This is a genomic window from Chloracidobacterium sp. (assembly GCA_016716305.1).
GTDB lineage: Bacteria > Acidobacteriota > Blastocatellia > Pyrinomonadales > Pyrinomonadaceae > OLB17.
In genome coordinates, this window is sequence record JADJWP010000002.1 from 2,436,220 (window position 1) to 2,454,405 (window position 18,186).

20 protein-coding genes are annotated in these 18,186 nt (G+C 54.2%); 13 read left to right on the plus strand and 7 right to left on the minus strand.

What is annotated here, in order from left to right:
* Positions 1 to 178 precede the first annotated feature (178 nt).
* The 4 genes from pilB (at position 179) to IPM28_13115 (ending at position 5,425) form a co-directional block, all read left to right on the plus strand.
* Positions 179 to 2,026 (plus strand): type IV-A pilus assembly ATPase PilB, encoded by a 1,848-nt coding sequence (pilB, locus tag IPM28_13100; protein MBK9173918.1) that lies wholly within the window; start codon positions 179 to 181, stop codon positions 2,024 to 2,026.
* 16 nt (positions 2,027 to 2,042) lie between these two features.
* Positions 2,043 to 2,858 (plus strand): hypothetical protein, encoded by an 816-nt coding sequence (locus IPM28_13105; protein MBK9173919.1) that lies wholly within the window; start codon positions 2,043 to 2,045, stop codon positions 2,856 to 2,858.
* An 82-nt stretch (positions 2,859 to 2,940) separates the two neighbouring features.
* Positions 2,941 to 4,158: a type IV pilus twitching motility protein PilT gene (locus IPM28_13110; protein ID MBK9173920.1), complete on the plus strand. Its 1,218-nt coding sequence runs from the start codon at positions 2,941 to 2,943 to the stop codon at positions 4,156 to 4,158.
* Positions 4,159 to 4,192: 34 nt separating this feature from the next.
* Positions 4,193 to 5,425 carry a type II secretion system F family protein gene (locus tag IPM28_13115; GenBank protein ID MBK9173921.1) on the plus strand — a complete coding sequence of 411 codons (1,233 nt, stop codon included), beginning with the start codon at positions 4,193 to 4,195 and terminating at the stop codon, positions 5,423 to 5,425.
* 54 nt (positions 5,426 to 5,479) lie between these two features.
* On the opposite strand, the gene IPM28_13120 is transcribed toward IPM28_13115, so the two are convergent.
* Genes IPM28_13120 through IPM28_13130 form a run of 3 tightly spaced genes read right to left on the minus strand, consistent with a single transcriptional unit; the run spans position 5,480 to position 6,842 of the window.
* Positions 5,480 to 5,848: a hypothetical protein gene (locus IPM28_13120; protein ID MBK9173922.1), complete on the minus strand. Its 369-nt coding sequence runs from the start codon at positions 5,846 to 5,848 to the stop codon at positions 5,480 to 5,482.
* Between the two features lie 55 nt (positions 5,849 to 5,903).
* Positions 5,904 to 6,515: a riboflavin synthase gene (locus IPM28_13125; GenBank protein MBK9173923.1), complete on the minus strand. Its 612-nt coding sequence runs from the start codon at positions 6,513 to 6,515 to the stop codon at positions 5,904 to 5,906.
* Between the two features lie 21 nt (positions 6,516 to 6,536).
* Positions 6,537 to 6,842, minus strand: coding sequence for an NINE protein (locus IPM28_13130; GenBank protein ID MBK9173924.1), 306 nt, complete (start codon positions 6,840 to 6,842; stop codon positions 6,537 to 6,539).
* Between the two features lie 295 nt (positions 6,843 to 7,137).
* Here IPM28_13130 and IPM28_13135 point away from each other — a divergent pair, with 295 nt between their 5' ends.
* Positions 7,138 to 7,674 carry a hypothetical protein gene (locus IPM28_13135; GenBank protein ID MBK9173925.1) on the plus strand — a complete coding sequence of 179 codons (537 nt, stop codon included), beginning with the start codon at positions 7,138 to 7,140 and terminating at the stop codon, positions 7,672 to 7,674.
* Here the strand turns inward: IPM28_13135 and IPM28_13140 are convergent.
* Positions 7,667 to 8,491 (minus strand): zinc metallopeptidase, encoded by an 825-nt coding sequence (locus IPM28_13140; GenBank protein ID MBK9173926.1) that lies wholly within the window; start codon positions 8,489 to 8,491, stop codon positions 7,667 to 7,669. The genes IPM28_13135 and IPM28_13140 overlap by 8 nt on opposite strands.
* Before the next feature lie 80 nt (positions 8,492 to 8,571).
* On the opposite strand from IPM28_13140, the gene IPM28_13145 reads away from it, so the two are divergent.
* From IPM28_13145 to IPM28_13155, 3 genes are all read left to right on the plus strand, one after another.
* Positions 8,572 to 9,462, plus strand: a complete 891-nt coding sequence (locus tag IPM28_13145; protein MBK9173927.1) for an alpha/beta hydrolase — start codon at positions 8,572 to 8,574, stop codon at positions 9,460 to 9,462.
* A 155-nt stretch (positions 9,463 to 9,617) separates the two neighbouring features.
* Entirely contained in the window at positions 9,618 to 9,896 is a 279-nt protein-coding gene (locus IPM28_13150; GenBank protein MBK9173928.1) for an integration host factor subunit beta, read from the plus strand.
* A 92-nt stretch (positions 9,897 to 9,988) separates the two neighbouring features.
* Positions 9,989 to 11,014: a site-2 protease family protein gene (locus IPM28_13155; GenBank protein MBK9173929.1), complete on the plus strand. Its 1,026-nt coding sequence runs from the start codon at positions 9,989 to 9,991 to the stop codon at positions 11,012 to 11,014.
* Between the two features lie 4 nt (positions 11,015 to 11,018).
* Here IPM28_13155 and IPM28_13160 read toward each other — a convergent pair whose 3' ends face one another.
* On the minus strand, positions 11,019 to 12,035 hold the full coding sequence (locus tag IPM28_13160) for a hypothetical protein (GenBank protein MBK9173930.1): 1,017 nt from the start codon (positions 12,033 to 12,035) through the stop codon (positions 11,019 to 11,021).
* 192 nt (positions 12,036 to 12,227) lie between these two features.
* Between IPM28_13160 and IPM28_13165 the strand changes: the two genes are divergently transcribed.
* From IPM28_13165 to IPM28_13175, 3 genes are all read left to right on the plus strand, one after another.
* On the plus strand, positions 12,228 to 12,437 hold the full coding sequence (locus tag IPM28_13165; protein ID MBK9173931.1) for a DNA gyrase inhibitor YacG: 210 nt from the start codon (positions 12,228 to 12,230) through the stop codon (positions 12,435 to 12,437).
* A complete protein-coding gene (locus IPM28_13170; GenBank protein ID MBK9173932.1) occupies positions 12,437 to 12,691 on the plus strand; it encodes a hypothetical protein in 255 nt (84 codons plus the stop codon). Before IPM28_13165 ends, IPM28_13170 begins: the two co-directional genes overlap by 1 nt.
* A gap of 72 nt (positions 12,692 to 12,763) precedes the next feature.
* Entirely contained in the window at positions 12,764 to 13,999 is a 1,236-nt protein-coding gene (locus IPM28_13175) for an MFS transporter (protein MBK9173933.1), read from the plus strand.
* Between the two features lie 51 nt (positions 14,000 to 14,050).
* Here the strand turns inward: IPM28_13175 and IPM28_13180 are convergent, their stop codons facing one another.
* Together IPM28_13180 and IPM28_13185 are read right to left on the minus strand one after the other, a co-directional pair.
* Positions 14,051 to 15,466 (minus strand): M48 family metalloprotease, encoded by a 1,416-nt coding sequence (locus IPM28_13180; protein ID MBK9173934.1) that lies wholly within the window; start codon positions 15,464 to 15,466, stop codon positions 14,051 to 14,053.
* Between the two features lie 184 nt (positions 15,467 to 15,650).
* On the minus strand, positions 15,651 to 15,851 hold the full coding sequence (locus IPM28_13185; GenBank protein ID MBK9173935.1) for a hypothetical protein: 201 nt from the start codon (positions 15,849 to 15,851) through the stop codon (positions 15,651 to 15,653).
* A 260-nt stretch (positions 15,852 to 16,111) separates the two neighbouring features.
* On the opposite strand from IPM28_13185, the gene pstS reads away from it, so the two are divergent.
* Positions 16,112 to 17,218, plus strand: coding sequence for a phosphate ABC transporter substrate-binding protein PstS (gene pstS, locus IPM28_13190; GenBank protein ID MBK9173936.1), 1,107 nt, complete (start codon positions 16,112 to 16,114; stop codon positions 17,216 to 17,218).
* A gap of 21 nt (positions 17,219 to 17,239) precedes the next feature.
* Positions 17,240 to 18,169 carry a phosphate ABC transporter permease subunit PstC gene (pstC, locus tag IPM28_13195; protein MBK9173937.1) on the plus strand — a complete coding sequence of 310 codons (930 nt, stop codon included), beginning with the start codon at positions 17,240 to 17,242 and terminating at the stop codon, positions 18,167 to 18,169.
* Positions 18,170 to 18,186 lie beyond the last annotated feature (17 nt).

An 18,186-nucleotide genomic window follows, 5' to 3' on the forward strand; every position in this document is an offset into this window, starting at 1 on the left:
CGATACTCCTAACACCAAAAGATTTCCTTGACACTTTGGTGACAAACATCTATTATCGTGTTGCGACGATGTTTATCATCGTTTATTCGGCAACCTCTCTGTCCGTGTATCTCTTTTAAACTCACACATCTGTCTTCCTCTTGCGCATTCGCATTCAGGAAACACAAATTAGAACTCGATGTCAGCGAAATTAGGGGAAATTCTTGTCCGCGAAAATCTCGTCACCCCGCAACAACTGCGTGAGGCTCTCGACTATCAGAGAAGCAGCGGAGGCCGTCTAGGCTCGAATCTCGTCAAATTGGGGATCATCTCCGACGACGTGATAACTGCGGTTCTGTCGCGGCAATATGGTGTGCCGTCGATAAATCTCGACCTCTTCCACATCGAAGCGGACGTAATAAAGCTGATATCGCAGGAGGTCGCACTCAAATACACGGTGTTGCCGATATCGAAGGTCGGTGCAACGCTGACCCTCGCGATGGCCGATCCGACAAATGTGTTCGCGATGGACGACATCAAGTTCATGACCGGACTAAATGTCGAGCCGGTGATCGCATCCGAGGCATCCATCCAGATGTCGATCGGTAAGTATTACAGCGGTTCCACGCAGATCGACATATTTGACGCGGCGTTCGCGGTCGAAGCCGACAAGGCGGTCCTCAAGAACGGTAAGAACGGTAAGAACGGAGCATCGAAGAACGGTACAAAGCTTAAGCTCGATGACCGCTTGTCAGAGGCCGACCTCGATGTAACGCTCGAAGGCTTTGATTTTCAGACTCACGACGGCGAAGAGCTCGAACTGGTCGAACAGAACGACGAGATCGACCTGGCGACATTGGCACGTGCCAGTGAGGATGCTCCGGTCGTCCGCCTCGTCAATGTTCTGATGGTCGATTCGTTAAGACGCGGAGCATCGGATATTCACGTCGAGCCATACGAAAAATCGTTCAGGATCAGGTTTCGTATCGACGGCGTTCTTTACGATGTGATGAAGCCGCCAATGAAGATGCGGGATGCTTTGATCTCACGCCTGAAGATCATGGCAAAGCTCGACATCTCAGAAAAGCGTCTGCCGCAGGATGGCCGCATCAAGATCAAGGTCCGGGTCGACGAGCGTTCACGAGAGCTGGACTTCCGTGTGTCGACGCTGCCAACCCTCTTTGGCGAAAAGGTCGTGCTTCGTCTGCTCGACAAAGACAAGCTGATGCTTGATATGTCGAAACTCGGTTTTGAAGCCGAAAGTCTCGAAAAATTTCAGCGTGCGATCGCCAATCCGTACGGGATGGTCCTCGTCACCGGGCCAACGGGTTCCGGTAAAACGAACACGCTCTATTCAGCTCTGCAGACGCTAAACACGTCGGAAACGAACATCATGACGGCCGAGGACCCGGTCGAATTCAACCTGGAAGGCATCAACCAGGTGCAGATGAAAGAACAGATCGGCCTTAATTTCGCCGCAGCCCTCAGATCGTTCCTGCGTCAGGACCCGAACATCATCCTCGTCGGCGAAATTCGTGACTTTGAAACGGCCGAGATCGCGATCAAGGCGGCATTGACCGGCCACCTTGTTCTCTCGACGCTTCACACGAACGATGCCCCATCGACCATCTCCCGATTGGTAAACATGGGTATCGAGCCGTTTCTTGTCGCAACAAGCGTCAACATCATTCAGGCGCAAAGGCTGATCCGAAGGATCTGTGTCAATTGTAAAGAGGAGGCACAGGTTCCGAAAGAGGCATTGGTCGAGGCAGGTTTTTCGGTGGAAGAGGCGGCCGGCTTGACGCTCTACAAGGGGGCGGGATGCGAGGCGTGTTTGAACACGGGTTACAAGGGCCGCGTCGGCCTTTACGAAGTGATGGAAGTTACTGATGAACTTCGCGAACTGATAATCATCGGAGCGAGCGCGATCGAGTTGAGAAAGAAGGCGATCGAGCTGGGTATGATCACGCTTCGCGAATCTGGTTTGTGCAAGATACGCGACGGCATCACGACGATCGAAGAGGTAATGAAGGAAACGGTCCTGTAAGACTTTTGGAGGAAATATGGTATTTAGGGCAATTGCACTTTCGATAGCATTGTTGATCGGCATCGGTACGCTCATTCCGTTAGCGACGGAGTACGCCGAGGCCGGTCCGAAGAAAACGCGCAAGTACAAAAAGAAACGCGAATGGCGCGGCGTGAAGAAATATTCGAAACGCTGGTGGCAGCTGTATCGGGCCCAGGAGCGCCGAAAACGGGCTGTTGCAGCCCGGCGTCGTGCGCTTCGGCTTCGCCAGATGCGGCTCGCTCGTGCCCGACAGGCCGCACAGAACAATGCCACTGCCGCAGTGAGATCGAAACCGGCCCAGACCGAAAAACCGCCGGCGGCCGTGCTGCCTTCCGGACAGGCCGCACCAAAGAACTGGGCACCGGGCCAGTCGACCGATGGTGAGGTTCAGTTTCGCGTTGCGGGCAACAGCGGAATGGAAGTGGGTTCGGCCTCGATATCGGTTGTCGGACCTGCAACGGGTGAAACGGTCGCGACCGGCCGGAACAGGAGTGTCGGCGGCGTGCCAACGACCTCGCTCCGGAGAGAGGTCATCAACCGGATGATCCGTGAGAACGGATGGGTCGTCAACGATTATCAGAAAGAGATCGGCGGCAAGACCGTTTACGTTGTCGTAGCTCAATCGCAGGCAAACGGCGGACGGGTGCAATCGAGATTGTTCTATTTCACCGAAGCCGACGGCCGCATCTATAGTGTCGCCACCAATTCGAATGCCGAGGCGGCCGACCGTCTTGCCGAAGAGTCAGAGAAGGTGGTCAATTCGATCCAGAGCAGACGACGACCGACGCAGCAGGCCGCTGTCAAGGAATAGTCGGCTCTTTTTTCCTCATTAGGATCGTGCAGCGGCGACGCTCGTCAGCTGCTGCACGGTCCTGCATTACCCTCTAACCAATATGAGCTTCGACCAACAAGAAAACATTGCCTCGCAGATCACCCTGCCCGAACTTCTCAAAAGAATGACGGATGCGGGCGGATCTGACCTGCATCTTACGACGAACTCTGCCCCGCAGGTGCGTGTACACGGCCACCTGTCCCCGCTCACAGGCATTCCTCCGCTTACGCCGGCCGACACAAAACGACTCGCATACTCAGTTCTGACCGATGCTCAGAAGCACCGGTTCGAAGAAAACCTTGAGCTCGATTTTTCGTTCGGTTTGAAGGGAATGTCGCGATTTCGTGCGAATCTCTTCAATCAGAAAGGTGCCGTAGGCGCGGTGTTTCGTGCGATCCCGTACGAGATCAAATCTTTCGAGGCCCTTGGGCTGCCGCCCGTCGTGGCAGATCTTTGCAAAAAGCCGCGCGGCCTGGTTCTGGTCACCGGCCCGACCGGTTCGGGTAAATCTACGACGCTCGCCTCGATGGTCGATAAGATCAATATCGACCGGCATGACCATATACTGACGATCGAAGACCCGATCGAATTTCTCCACAACCACAAGAACTGTGTGGTCAACCAGCGTGAAGTTGCCGCCGACACACATTCTTTCGGCGCGGCACTCCGCACCGCTCTTCGTCAGGACCCCGACATCGTCCTGGTTGGCGAAATGCGTGACCTTGAGACGATCGAAATGGCGCTGCGAATCGCCGAGACCGGACACCTCACGTTCGCAACGCTGCACACTAACTCAGCCTATTCGACCATCAACCGTATAATCGACGTTTTCCCGTCGGCCCAGCAGGCACAGGTCCGAACACAGCTATCGCTCGTCCTTGAAGGCATCATGTGCCAATCGCTGCTGCCCAAGGCCACCGGAGACGGCCGCGTTATGGCGCTCGAGATACTCGTGCCGAATGCCGCTATCCGCAACCTCATCCGTGAGGACAAGATCCATCAGATCTACTCGATGATGCAGACCGGACAGGACAAATTCGGAATGCAGACCTTTAACCAGGCCCTTGCGACGCTCGTCCACAAGCGTCTGATCTCGATCGAGGTCGCGATGCAGCGAACTTCGAACGCAGACGAGCTAAAGGAGCTGATCGAACGCGGTTCCGGCCTTAACCAATCGTATGCCGGAAATGGAACAGGAAAGCCCGCGATGCCGCCGTCGGGACATTCGAGCCCTTACGCCCAGGGCAGACCTATCGGACAGCGTCCTCCGGCACGCTAGAGAAACCAGACCTAGAGGAGCATAGAGAAAAGAAATGCCTACTTACGTATTCAAAGGACGAAACCGGTTGAACGAAATGGTCGCCGGTGAGCGCGATGCAGCCAGCCAGGACGAACTCCGTGCACTTTTACGGCGCGAGCAGATCGTAATGACACAGGCCTCTGAAAAGGGCAATGTCATTTCGATACCAAAGCTCGGAACGCGTAAAAAGGTCAGCGCCAAGGAACTTGCCGTATTCACCCGGCAATTCTCTGTGATGATCGATGCCGGTCTGCCGCTGGTCCAGTGTCTCGACATATTGGCCGAACAGCAGCAGAACGTCTTTTTCAAAGAGGTCCTGCGTCAGGTAAGGCAGAACGTGGAAGAAGGCTCGACGCTCTATCAGGCACTGGAAAAGCACCCGAAGGTTTTCGATTCGCTTTACACCCACATGGTCGAAGCGGGCGAAACGGGCGGTGTGCTCGACCTCATATTGCAGCGGTTGGCGACATTGATCGAAAAGGTCGTCAAGCTGAAACGCAGCATCATTTCAGCATCGATCTACCCGGCAGCAGTGATCGTGGTCGCGATCGCAGCCATCGCGGTGATCATGGTGGTCGTCATCCCGCAATTCGAACAGATCTTCCTTGGTCTCTTGGGACCGGGCGAGGCCCTGCCGTTGCCGACGCGTATCGTGATGGGAATAAGCGGCTTTCTGGCAGGCTGGGGCGGCCTTGCATTGCTGATCGGCATTATCGGCTCTGCGGTCGGTATCAAGTATTACTATAAGACCGAGAGAGGCAGATGGCAGATCGATTCCCTGCTGCTTAAAACTCCGATTTTCGGCAGCATTCTGCGAAAGGTGGCAGTCGCTCGTTTTTCACGCATTCTCTCGACGCTGCTGTCATCGGGTGTTCCGATCCTTCAATCGCTTGACATAACCGCAAAGACCGCCGGAAACGTGGTCATCGAAGATGCGATCCTGAAGGTGCGGGCAGGCGTCGAACGCGGTGAGAACTTTGTTGATCCGTTAAAGGCGACAAATGTATTTCCGCATATGGTCGGCCAGATGATCGGCGTCGGTGAACAGACCGGTGCTCTCGACGCGATGCTCGGCAAGATCGCAGATTTCTATGAAGAAGAGGTCGATACGGCCATCGCCGATCTGTTGGCGATGATCGAGCCGGTTCTGATCGCTTTCCTCGGTATCACGATCGGTTCGATCGTGATCTCGATGTACCTTCCGCTCTTCACACTCATCGGCAAACTCGCCGGTGGGCCGAAGTAGATCAAGCTGCAAGGGCAAGCGAAAGACGGCATCTTCGGGTGCCGTCTTTTTTTGCTATTGCTTTGGGGTTTTGAGAAGGCTGATCGCGAACAGTATCGCCAGAAGCAGGTCGATCGCGGCACCGGCCGTTATCTGCAAAGGGGCACGTCCGTTCGCGTAAAGATAGAAAGTCGGTATCACGAAGGCGATCTTTTCAACGATCGCAGCCGGCATTATCGGGCGAAACCGAACCGGGTCTTTCGCAATGATCAGGAACACAAGCTGGAAAGCCAGTGCCACACCGACGAATCCGTAAAAATACTCGGGGTGCGTGATCTCCGGCGGGCTGTCGATCGCGATCTGTCTTTCGAGAAAGTACTGCGGAACGAGAGCGAGGATGCCGTAAATGCCGGCGGCCGCGAATGTGTAGCGAGCGAATTTCATAACGATCCGGTTCGCGGGAATGGCCTGGCCGAAGCCAGCCTTTCCCGGCGTCTCCTTACGCTATACGCGACGCGGGCACCCGCTCTTGTATCATTCGCTCGACATATTTTGCGATGACATCGGCCTCCAGATTGACCGGATCGCCGGGTTTGAGCGAGGAAAGATTCGTCATCGTCCAGGTTTTCGGGATCAATGCAATTTCGAACCAATCGGTATCGAGCTTTGCTACGGTCAGGCTGATGCCTTCGACCGCAACAGAGCCTTTATAAATGAGATACTGCGACATTTCGCGCGGGAAGCCGATGCGAACGGTCCAAAAATCGCCGTTCTTTTCGGATCCGAGAAATTCTCCGCGTGTATCGACGTGGCCCTGGACAATATGGCCCCCGAGGCGTGTCGAGGGCGTGACGGACCGCTCAAGGTTTACCGGTGAGCCGGCCGATAGGCCGCCGATCGTCGAGCGGTCCAGCGTCTCTTTTGATACATCGGCCGAGAAATAGGAAGGAGCAACGTTCAGCGCTGTGAGGCAGACACCGTTGACAGCGATCGAATCACCGTCATTGGTGCCTTGAGTGACGATCTCAGCTTGAAGTTTTATACGGGCATTCGTGCCGAGCGTTTCGATCTCTGCGACCCGGCCGAGTTCTTCAATGATACCTGTGAACACTATTAAGCAGAGGGAAGAGGCCTAAAACCAAGGCTTCTTGCCAATGACGTACGTTTGAACAAACTCTTCATCCGATTTCGTCAGATAGATGATCCCTTCGATCAAGCCGAGGACACCCGGAATGATCAGCAAGAACGAACCGATGCCGCAGGTGAGAAAGGCGAGGATAAAAGCGACGCCGAACATTGCAAGATAGATTATCCCTTCTTGCTGGTAACCGAGAATGAACTTGTGTATCCCGAGGCCCCCGAGCAGGATGCCGCACAATCCGGCGGCGATCTTCTTATCAGCGCCGGGGATCTTTTGTCCATAATTGACCTGCTGCATCGGCATCGGACTTATCGGAAGCATCGTTCCGCAATTGGTGCATGTCGTGAAGTTGCCGGGATTCTGGGATTTGCAGTTTGGACAGGAAACGTATTGAGTGGCCATATATTTTATGATTCTCCTCAGACGGTCGGTCGACCTAAGTATCGTGCAGTAAAAGCCTGTTTGTCAACGCGGTCCGGCCTTTGCGTGAGGTTGATCTGTATCAGATAGCGGGGTTTGAAGAAGCCGCATTGAAATAGCCTGACCGGAGTGAAATAATCGTTATTCGTTCTTGAGGACAGAGCAAAGAAATATGACCGACGCCGCACCGACGGAAATTCAACCGCCGAAGCTTAAACGATCGCAGAGCGGACAGATCGAACCGAATTCGATCGCAGATCTGATAGAGTGGTTTCTTCTTTACGATGAACGCACGGCGAGGATGCGGCACGTAATGGTCGAAGAGCTTTTTCAGTGGAAGCAGAAAGAGGACGAGGCGAACGGCGTCGTGACATATCCCTTCGAGAACGCTGAAGCGCGGTTTGCGATCGGGGTCTTTCAGGCTTTGCAGGAGAACGATTCGGAGCCGCTTCTGGGGCTTTGGATGAACGACGTCCTTGCCGCTTTGCATGAATCGCGCGAAACAAAACGCGAGCTCACCGAATCGAACAACCTCGACAGCAACATCGAATTGTCGCCTCTGCAAAAAGCAGATCTGCTTACGACGAACGTCGAGCGCAGATTATATCTTTCAAGCTGTTGGCTCGAAGCGTTGTGTACCGCTGAGGTTCGAGTTTTGGGCTGGGTCTACCAGGAGATCTACGGACGCCCATTCACGCCGGCTACTTGAACACTTCGCACCGCTGCATTGAAGCGAACTGCATTCCCACAGCAAATGCTCTTTGACGCTGTTCGGCGGAGCCATGTGTGAACGTATCAGGCCGCACGACGCCCTGCGTTCGGCGCTGTATCATATCGTCACCGACCGCGCCGGCAGCACGAATGGCCTCTTCGATGTCCCCGACCTCGACCAGCCCTTTCTTCTGAGCATGGTTTGCCCAGATGCCGGCATAACAATCGGCCTGGAGCTCGAGGGCGACCGACAATTGGTTGTTTTGCCCGGCCCGCTGAACCTTCGCCATCGTACCCAGAAGGTTCTGAACGTGGTGGCCGACCTCGTGGGCGATGACATAGGCCTGTGCAAAGTCGCCGGGTGCGCGGAATTCGTTCTTTAGTTCGCGGAAGAAATCAAAATCCAGATAGAGCTTATAGTCGCCCGGACAATAGAACGGCCCGGTCGCGGCACTCGCATATCCGCAGGCCGATGAAACCTGGCCTGAGAAAAGCACCAGAACAGGAGCCCGATACTGCATCCGACGCTGCGCGGGCAATATCTCGCGCCATGCGTCCTCGGTGCTTCCCAGTACGGCACTCACGAACTGCCGATTCTCGTCGGGAGCCTGGTTGACGTTGTTGCTGGCCGTTGTAGGTGACTGAGTTTGGGTCGGAACACCACTCTCGAGCAGCTGGCGCGGATCGCCGCCAAGCAGGCAAACGATCGCCGCCAAGATCAGGACACCGAGGCCTCCGCCGCCCAATGCGACCCCGCGGCCCATCCCGCGCCGGTCTTCGATGTTCGTGCTCTGCCGCTGATCTCTCCAACGCATAACCAACCCCTCGCAAGCTTTGTGAGTTTTTAGAACGTGGTAGGATTCTATCACCTCGCGAGGTCGTTGCGAAACAACTAATGAGTGAGCTCCTGGACGATTGGAAACAAAGCGGCGATAGGTTCGAACACCCTTACGGGACGATCTTCTATCGGCGGTCGGCGGACGAGCGAGAATCGTTTTTATGCCTTCATGGATTCCCGACAGCGTCTTTCGATTATCACTTGATCTGGAAACAGTTGGCCGCGATATATCCCGTAACTGCCTTTGACATGATCGGTTACGGATTCTCGTCAAAGCCGGCAACGCTCGGCTATACGACGTTCGACCAGGTCGATGTTCTCGAATCGCTCCTGACCCATTTAAAGCTTCGGCGCGTCCATATCGTCGCCCACGACTACGGCAACACGATCACGCAAGAGCTTTTGGCTCGGCAGGCCGAGGGCCGTCTTGATGTCGAGATCGCCTCGATCTGTTTTCTCAACGGAGCATTGTTTCCGGAAACGCACCGGCCGATCTTCGCTCAGAAGCTATTGATCGGCCCGCTTGGTGCCCTTTTTGGCAGATTTATCCCGGATCCGATCTTCAGGAAAAACCTGGCATCGGTCTTCGGCGAACGGACGCAGCCGGATGAACCGTTACTTGACGACTATTTGGCGCTCTTTAAGCACAACCGCGGGAAGTTGGTCGCCCATAAATTGATCCGCTATATGCGTGAACGTGAGACGTATCGCGAGCGATGGGTTAAGCCGCTGACCGAACTCAAACAACCGTTCAGATTCATCAACGGCTCGGCTGATCCGGTTTCGGGAAAGCATCTGGTCGAACGGTTTCGCCAGGTCATTCCGGATCAAACCGATATTATCGAACTGACGGATATCGGGCATTTTCCACATGTCGAAGCTCCGGAAGTAGTTTTTCAGGCGATCCGCGAGTTCCATGAACAATTATCATCGGGCAGCCGTCGATGAATCCGGCTCTCGGATTTACTTGCGATCGGCCCGCTCCGCACGGCGTGAAGTATTTTCGCAAAATCTTGACAGAAGTAGAGTTACAGGATTATTATCTGTAAACGTCGGTAGCGGTTTTTTGTTTCTGCGTTTCATGCCTTACAAAGGAGGAAATGATGATCAAGCTAGACATCGTCAACCTGGTTGCCGATAAGACTGGAGTTCCAAAACAAAAGGCAGAGCAAGTTGTCGATTCGCTGTTCAACGCGATGAAAGACGCTCTTGCTCAAGGCAAACGGATCGAGCTCAGGGGTTTCGGCGTTTTTGTTGTAAAGCCACGGAAGCGGGGTGTCGGGCGTAATCCCAGAACCGGAAAAGAGGTTCCGATACCGGCCGGTAAAACGATTCGATTCAAACCGGGCAAGGAATTGTCGGCTCAGGCCGTCAAGAAATAAAGTACAGAGTTTGTAGCTGTTTGCTGCATCGGCTGCGGATCACGGAATCTAAGGTTTTCTTGTGATCGGCAGCCTTCATTTTCACCCCATCAATGAACGATCCGGCGGACGTCACCGAGACATTCTACTTTGAACGCCAAGCCCTGATACCGACGGCAGCGACCTGGTTTCGCCACGGACTGCTGCTCCTGCTGACCATCGTAACAGCCACGATCGCCGGATCGATCTACCCGTTCGGACGTCTCCCATTCATGGTCGGGCCTGACCCGGAAACCTGGGCCGACGTTGCCGACCTGTTATATCAACTGCCCTACTCCTATTTGTCAGTCGTGGTGAACACGGTCTATCTATTGGCGACCGACTGGGAACTTCTTAAAGATGGCCTGAGTTTTTCCTTATCATTGCTTTTCATTCTTACATCGCATGAAATGGGGCATTACATCGCATGCCGGATATATCGTGTAGATGCGACCCTGCCATATTTTCTTCCGACACCGCCGATGATCGGGCCCGCCGGAACGTTTGGGGCATTTATTCGTATTCTCTCACCGTTTCCGTCTCGAAAGGCCGTTTTCGATATCGGCATCGCCGGGCCGATAGCCGGATTCGTCGCGCTGATCCCGATCGCGATCATCGGGCTGATGACGATGGAGACGGCCATTCCTCAACAGGTCGGCCAGGGCGGCACTCTGGTATTTGCGGACCCGCTGCTGATACGCTTTGTTGCGATGATACTCGGACAGGATCTGACCTTCGGGATCGGAAATGCCTTCTATTTTGCGGCTTGGGTCGGACTGCTGGTAACGGCGCTGAACCTGATACCGTCAGGTCAGCTTGACGGCGGCCACGCGATCTATGCGATCTTTGGCGAGCGGGTCCATTATTGGACCGGTCGGATCGCGTTTGCGGTCATGGCAACGCTTTCGGTGATCGGGCTTGTCTATTTCAATAGCCCGAGCGGCTTTCTCATCGCAATATTGCTTGGGATAATGATGCGAATTCGACATCCCGAACCCTGGGACGACGCTCCGCTCGATGCAAAAAGAAGGATTCTCGCGGTCGTTACCTTGGCGATATTTGTGCTCAGTTTTGTGCCTTTTCCGATAAAGATCGGCTAGCAGATCACGATTCTCCGGCCTGAGGAAGCATTCCCTTTATCTCGCGAACCATCTTTTGCACGTCCTCCTGACCGTCAAGGGCGATCATAAAGAAATCGTAACTCGTCTTAAAACAGACCATTCCGTTGCCGAAAAACCAAACGCCCTCAAGAAGCGGGTTGCCACCGATCAGCCAGTCGATGGGCGCTCCCGTTATGGTCTTGGGATTGATGACGTTCGTCATCATCACCGCACCGGAGGCGAATGAGAAGGCGCCCAAGAGCGGCGCTCCGATCCGTCTGGCAATGTCCCGTTCAAACCGAATGCGCTCGATCTCGGCCTCGTCGAGCTTCCCTCTGGCGATCTTTTCTTCCTGCGACCGAAGGTAACCGTCAAAGCGTTCGCCAAGCTGCTTTATCGACCAGGCAGGCAGGGCCGAGTTGAAAAGCCAATGCGAACTGATCCCGGTAAACACGACTCCAAGCCCGGCACCGACCGCCATCGAAACACCGGTGGCAGCGGCCTGCATCGGATTTTCCTGAACCCAATCGGACGCTCGCGATAGCGAACGAAAAGCAGAATCTACCGTACGGGTCCATCCGGCGCCCAGGCTGAACGCTTTCGAAACGCTTTTGACATTCTTGCCGACCGTCTCTTTAGCGTCGTCGAATATCTCGCCGGCCTTTTCACCTGCGGTGCTTATGACGTCGCCGGCGGCCTTGCCCGCTTCGACAACTATCTCGCTTGCCTTGCCACCAGCGTCCTCAGCCGCGTCACGGAGCGGTTCGCTGACATTCCATGCCTTCTTTGCGGTCGCCTCGGCAGTCTTGATGGTCTCTTCAACGACGCCGACGGCCTGCTTGCCGACCTCGGATTTTTCCGCTTCTGCCTTTAGCTTTTCGGCGCCTTTCTGCGCGGTTTCGACGACTACTCGGGCCGTATCTTCGATCTTGTCGGTCAACCCGAGCTGTTTATCGATCTCGCTGAATTTCTCTTTAGCGTCCTTCTGCCACTTGTCGAACCTGTCTTTATAATCGCTCATATTACCGCCTCAATTGTTGGATCCCATCGAAGATTACGAGTAAAACTCGCAAATTGTTCGCCAATGCGGGAGATCGCAAACCTCTGGATCAAAGATTACATCACCGCGACGAAGAATCAACATTTATCTGTATGAACAAGGCTTTATAGAGCCTTACCGCTATGATAATCTTATCATTGTTTCTTGATGTTTATGCCGTTGGTGAAGTGTCCTAATTGCGGGCTGATGGCCGAATATTCCGGCAACGAGTTTCGTCCCTTTTGCTCGGAACGGTGTAAGCTCCTTGATCTCGGGGCTTGGATCGACGAGGCGTATTCCGTGCCCGATGAAACGGCTGAGCTTACAGATGCCGATATTGACGCCGTCGAGCGGGCGTTACAGGAAAAGGAATTAGACAGATAATGGATTCGCCGATATTTGCTGCCGATCTGACGATCGGAACCGCGGCTATCGCATTCGGAGCGGTAGTTTTTATCGTTGTCTCCGCGGTAGCGTACATTGCTTTCAGATTGCTGCGGAAAAGCGTCAAGATGGCGTTGCGGCTGGCTGTTGTTGTCGCAATAATGGTGATCGGGCTTGTCGGCGGTCTATCGCTTTGGTGGTTCGTCGCGGGTGACGGACAGAAGGCAAAACCGGGCGCGTCGAGACAGAAATGACCGTTTGCGAGATCGATTCGGGCTTTATCCGCCAATGAAAATGCAGGCTGAAAGGCCTGCTCCGCGTTTTAAATGCCAGAATCCGAAAAAATCTCAAAGTTTCGCTTCTGGCGTAGGTACAAGGGACTTCCGCCTACAGTTTTCGCGCTCAGTCTTGTCAGTTTTTTGAACGACACATCGAGCGAGATAATCTACCCGCTCTTGCCTGCCTTTCTGTTTCTTACGCTAGGGGCAACTCCGTTTGCGATCGGCTTGATCGAGGGATTGGCCGAATCGGTCGCGAGTATTCTAAAACTTTTTTCGGGTTATCTTAGCGATCGGTTCGGACGCCGAAAGCTGCCTGTATTTCTGGGATACTCGTTGGCCGCGGTAGTCCGGCCGATGCTCGCTTTCGTTACCAGCTGGCCGCAGGTCCTGGTCGTAAGGATGTCTGACCGCATCGGGAAAGGCATTCGAGGAGCGCCACGTGATGCATTGCTCGCCGCGGACGTGCCGGAGGACAAACGCGGCCTGGCGTTCGGTTTTAATCGGGCTGCAGACCATCTCGGTGCGGTCGTCGGGCCGATCGTCGCCTTCCTGCTGCTGACGTATCTGGCCGTCGACCCGGAAAATCCGACCGCGATGGAATATCAGCGGGTGTTTTTATTCGCATCAGTTCCGGTGGCATTAGGCCTTTTTGTGATCGTATTTTTCGTCCACGAGGAGCGAAAACCGATCGAGAACGTCGACACGAATCCGATAAAGTTCTCGCTTCGGGAGTTTGACCCGAACTTCAAACGGTTTTTACTGATCGTTGCCCTTTTCACCCTTTCAAATTCGACCGATGCGTTTTTGCTGCTCCGTGCAGAGCAAGCCGGCATCGCGCCGGCAATGCTGCCTCTGCTTTGGATGGTGCTCCATTTCAGCAAGGTATTCAGTTCTTTGATCGGGGGCGAACTTTCGGACAAGTTTGGGCGAAAGACGCTGATCGTAAGCGGATGGGTCGTCTACGCTGCGGTATACGGTGGGTTCGCATTCGTTGATTCCGCATGGCAGGCGTGGGTCTTGTTCATCATTTACGGCGCGTATTTCGGGCTGACCGAAGGCGTTGAAAAGGCGATGGTCGCCGACCTCGTAAAGGACGAGAAACGCGGCACGGGCTATGGTTTCTATAATCTCGCCTACGGCATCACGGTCTTTCCGGCATCCTTGCTTTTCGGATTTTTATGGTACCGATTCGGGCCCGAAACAGCGTTCCTGATCAGCGCATCGATCTCGATCGTGGCCGCGGGCTTTTTACTGACCGTAAAGGGGAACAATGACGAATAACGAAAAAGGCGGGAAGGCCCGCCTTTTTGCATTTCTTACCTTTGTCCACACCTACATCGAATAGTCGTTGAGCCTGATGGAATTTAGAGCATTTTGAAACGCACTATCGTATCGGGTCAGCTCATTTTGCGGAGCCACGGCGATAAAGTAGAAGAGGTCGCCGTTTCTCAGTTTCGCTGTATAGACCCTGACCGACTCATTGCGACGATTGACGGGCGATTGACCGGTCAAAGTAATCGCCTGGCCTTGACGCCCCGCAAAACGCGCGCTTTGGAAACCGGTTTGCCGGCGAAGGTAAGTATTGCTTTGCAGCAGCCCGTTGACAAAGGTCTGTGTATCCTGCGACAGACTCCCGTTCTGTCCGCGGTAAACGCCGATCATGACGCCGTGTGTGATCCCCTGGTTTCCAAATGCTCCCTGGGGAGCAAACGTCACATCGCTTTGGGTAGGGAATTCCTGCCAGTTGCTCGGGACATTCATTCGTATCCAATCGCCGCTTGAGTATGCCCGGACCCTCGTTGAAGGTGCCGGAACCGAATTAGAATATCTTCCGCCCGACATTGGATTCGTCCCCGATTCGCCCCCGCTCGGATTCGATTTCTGGATCTCGGCCATTGTGCGTGCGGGAGGCATTGCCCTTAGCCTTTCCTGAACCCGCTGGAAATCGCGGGTGATCTTGATCGGTGTCGGCGAGACATTCAACAAACGCGCTTCGGCGTTTATCTTCTGAAAACGATTGCCCGGATCGGGGTGGCTGCTCAGCCATTCAGGTGCGCGGCCGCCGCCCTGTTGAGCGATCGTCTGGAACATATTTGCCAGATCGCTTGGGTCATAACCCGCACTTGCCATTATCTGCGAACCGAGTATATCGGCCTGAGTTTCGTACTCGCGGCTGTACTTCGTCATCCAGGCCTGTGCGGTCAGGGCTCCCAGCTGGGCGCCGGTCTGCCCGCCAAGGATCGCACCGCCGAGGATCAATCCGATCGTGCCGAGCTGGCTGCCGAGGCTGCCTTGTTTGGTTGCCTGTGCGGTTCCGTGCCGGAGCGCGATATGGCTTATCTCATGGGCCATCACGCCAGCCATCTCGCCTTCGTTACGAGCGGCCTGTATCATCCCGCGATTTACGTACATTGGGCCGCCGGGCAATGCAAAGGCGTTGATATCACTGGCATTGACGACCTTGAATCCGTAATCGAAAGCAGGTATCCGGAACTGCGAAGGTATGTTCGCAACAAGCCTGGCGCCGACCCGTTCGACATAATCGGAGGCGAGTTGGTCGTCCAGGATCGGGAATTGCTGCTCAACCTGTACCGCGGTCTTCCTGCCAAGATCGACATCCTCTTCGATCTTATACTTGTTCTTCGGCATTGATACGCGCGTCTGGGCGATCGCCGTCAGCGGCGTAGCCGCAATGGCCCAAAGTGCCATAATGGCTATGAACCTGGTTCGAAAATGTGTGCGTTTCATTTTTTCCCTCCTGGAGATTTCAGACCCAGTTTAGACGATTCTTAACGGTGGTCACAACAAAGCCGCGGACCGAGTTGAGATGAAGGCCCGGGCACTCGTGGTTGGCTGGAAACGAACGGTGTGGCAAACTGACGGCTTGTATGCTCAATTGATGCCGAGGTGCAGGGATCAGGTGACCGGTATCCTAGTGGGATAAGGCGTTGGAGGTCTTTTCGACATCTTTCAAACGACCCTTTTCGCTCGGGTCATCAATATCGATCTGAAGCGCGGCTTTTACGCGCCCGATCAGGTCGAGTGCTTCGCGGGATTCGATCTTGTTAGAAAGACGCTTTTCTACTAAAAACGCATATGCGAGGTCGTTTTCGAGCTCGTCTATCAAATTCATATATTCCCCAACTGACCAACAGCCGGTAAGGCCTGTCGGCGTTTGAATCGAATTCACGGGATGGAAAATGATCGTTGTACGAAAAAGCCTATGAAACCGATGTTAATCCAGTGTTAACGAAATGTTAACTTTTTTCTCGGTCAGCTTAGCCGCTTATGCCAATTAAGTATAATTTAACTTTTTGAATCTATTGCCGGAAGTATAATCGGGTTCGACCGCAATTACAAGGTGTAACGGTCTTCCCCAAGGACTATATCCATATGCAAATTATTGAGAAAACAAGAATTCTATTCTATACATTTATTTTTTTGGTCGTAGCGATCGGGGTGAGCTGCAGCGGCCAGAAACTTGGCGATTCCAACAGCAGCGGAACGAGCGGGACGATACGGGTTGCGGGCACCGGATCGACCTTTGTTAAACCGATGATGGATAAATGGGGTAGCGAGTTTGGCAAGCTTAACCCGACCATAAATATCGATTACAGCTCGACCGGATCGGGAGCGGGCATCAAGGGTATTCAGAACCAGACCGTAGATTTCGGCGGCACCGATGCCGCGATGTCAGATGACGAACTCAAGCAGGCAGCCGGCGGCGAGATCGTACATATCCCGGTCGTCCTCGGTGCGGTCGTGCTGACGTACAATCTTGCGGAACTGAAAGAGCCCCTCAAACTGACGCCTGAACTGATCTCAGATATATATCTAGGCAAGATCCGTAAGTGGGACGATGAACGCATAAAGAAAGAAAACCCAAACGCAGCGCTTCCGGCCAATGACATCACGCCGGTTTTCCGTGCCGACGGCAGCGGCACCTCCGATATATTTACAGACTACCTTTCGAAGACCGTCCCGGAATGGAAAGAAAAGGTCGGCCGGACGAAGAATCCGCAGCTGCCGCAGGGCATCGGTATCGGCGGCAAAGGAAATGAGGGTGTGATGGGACAGGTCAAGAACACCCCGAACACGATCGGTTACGTCGAACTTACCTTTGCAAAAGCAAATAATCTGCCGGCGGCTTTGATAAGGAATAAGGCCGGCAACTTTGTCGAGGCAGGCAGTTCGACGGTGTCGAACGCAGCTGCAGGCATGGCCGACAAGATGCCGGATGATCTCAGGTTCGAGATAACTAATGCAGAAGGGGCCGACTCGTATCCGATCTCGGGGATCGTTTTCATGCTTGTCTATCGTGATCAGAAAGATGCCCGAAAAGGTAAGGCGCTTGCTGACTTCCTTTGGTGGGCGATCAATGACGGCAAGCAGTATGTCGTGGATCTCCACTATGCTCCGATCCCGCCAAAGCTTGTCGAAAAGGCGGGTGCCAAGATCGATCTTCTATCAAACGGAGGGAAATCGCTGCGTAAGCAGTAAGCGCGATTCGGACGTTACAACGTGGCAAGATCAGGAACTCTTGGCGATAAAGTGTATCGCACCGTTCTTCTCGCTGCGGCGATAAGCATTTTGCTGATCGTCGCTGCGGTGCTCTACATGATGGTGCAGAATTCGCTTCCGACGATCCAGCGATTCGGTGCGGGTTTCTTATTCGCAAGCGAATGGAACCCGTCGCAGGAGAAATTCGGTGCTCTGCCTTTCATTTACGGAACGGTCGTTTCGTCGATCCTTGCTTTGATCCTCGCGGTTCCGATCTCGCTCGGGATAGCGATCTTCCTGGTCGAACAAGCACCCAAAAGCATCGCCCGCCCGATAGCGTTCATGGTCGAGCTTCTTGCCGCCATTCCGTCGGTGGTCTACGGACTATGGGGTATTTTCGTGCTCGCACCGTTCATTCGCAACTACCTCGGCCCGGTGCTTCAGGACAATCTCGGTTTTTTGCCTTTGTTTCAGGGCAGGCTGACCGGGATCGGGATGTTTACCGGCGGCATCATTCTTGCCCTGATGATCACGCCGATCATTACGGCGGTCGTTCGCGATGTTCTGGAAGCGGTGCCCAACACGCAGCGCGAGGCCGCACTCGCGCTTGGAGCGACGAAATGGGAAACGACGATGATCGTTCTTGGTAATGCTGCATCTGGTATTGCCGGAGCGGTCGTGCTCGGCCTTGGCCGAGCGGTCGGCGAAACGATGGCTGTCACGATGGTGATAGGGAATTCGCCGCAGATAACAGCCTCATTGTTCGAGCCCGCTTACACCATAGCTTCGGTGCTTGCGGCAAATTTTGCTGATGCGACCGAAGAGACCTATCTGAGCGCGCTGATCGAGATGGCGCTGGTTCTATTCCTTGTTACTGTGATCATCAATGCTTTGGCCAAGCTGATGATCATGAGCGTGGCGGGCAGAGCAAATGCGGCCAAACACGTTTAGTTGAATTATTGCGGCCA

Excerpts from the sequence above, each read along its gene's own strand:
- pilB (MBK9173918.1), top strand. The coding sequence starts at position 179 with ATGTCAGCGAAATTAGGGGAAATTCTTGTCCGCGAAAATCTCGTCACC.
- IPM28_13105 (MBK9173919.1), top strand. The coding sequence starts at position 2,043 with ATGGTATTTAGGGCAATTGCACTTTCGATAGCATTGTTGATCGGCATC.
- IPM28_13110 (MBK9173920.1), top strand. The coding sequence starts at position 2,941 with ATGAGCTTCGACCAACAAGAAAACATTGCCTCGCAGATCACCCTGCCC.
- IPM28_13115 (MBK9173921.1), top strand. The coding sequence starts at position 4,193 with ATGCCTACTTACGTATTCAAAGGACGAAACCGGTTGAACGAAATGGTC.
- IPM28_13120 (MBK9173922.1), bottom strand. The coding sequence starts at position 5,848 with ATGAAATTCGCTCGCTACACATTCGCGGCCGCCGGCATTTACGGCATC.
- IPM28_13130 (MBK9173924.1), bottom strand. The coding sequence starts at position 6,842 with ATGCAGCAGGTCAATTATGGACAAAAGATCCCCGGCGCTGATAAGAAG.
- IPM28_13135 (MBK9173925.1), top strand. The coding sequence starts at position 7,138 with ATGACCGACGCCGCACCGACGGAAATTCAACCGCCGAAGCTTAAACGA.
- IPM28_13140 (MBK9173926.1), bottom strand. The coding sequence starts at position 8,491 with ATGCGTTGGAGAGATCAGCGGCAGAGCACGAACATCGAAGACCGGCGC.
- IPM28_13145 (MBK9173927.1), top strand. The coding sequence starts at position 8,572 with ATGAGTGAGCTCCTGGACGATTGGAAACAAAGCGGCGATAGGTTCGAA.
- IPM28_13150 (MBK9173928.1), top strand. The coding sequence starts at position 9,618 with ATGATCAAGCTAGACATCGTCAACCTGGTTGCCGATAAGACTGGAGTT.
- IPM28_13155 (MBK9173929.1), top strand. The coding sequence starts at position 9,989 with ATGAACGATCCGGCGGACGTCACCGAGACATTCTACTTTGAACGCCAA.
- IPM28_13160 (MBK9173930.1), bottom strand. The coding sequence starts at position 12,035 with ATGAGCGATTATAAAGACAGGTTCGACAAGTGGCAGAAGGACGCTAAA.
- IPM28_13165 (MBK9173931.1), top strand. The coding sequence starts at position 12,228 with ATGCCGTTGGTGAAGTGTCCTAATTGCGGGCTGATGGCCGAATATTCC.
- IPM28_13170 (MBK9173932.1), top strand. The coding sequence starts at position 12,437 with ATGGATTCGCCGATATTTGCTGCCGATCTGACGATCGGAACCGCGGCT.
- IPM28_13175 (MBK9173933.1), top strand. The coding sequence starts at position 12,764 with ATGCCAGAATCCGAAAAAATCTCAAAGTTTCGCTTCTGGCGTAGGTAC.
- IPM28_13180 (MBK9173934.1), bottom strand. The coding sequence starts at position 15,466 with ATGAAACGCACACATTTTCGAACCAGGTTCATAGCCATTATGGCACTT.
- IPM28_13185 (MBK9173935.1), bottom strand. The coding sequence starts at position 15,851 with ATGAATTTGATAGACGAGCTCGAAAACGACCTCGCATATGCGTTTTTA.
- pstS (MBK9173936.1), top strand. The coding sequence starts at position 16,112 with ATGCAAATTATTGAGAAAACAAGAATTCTATTCTATACATTTATTTTT.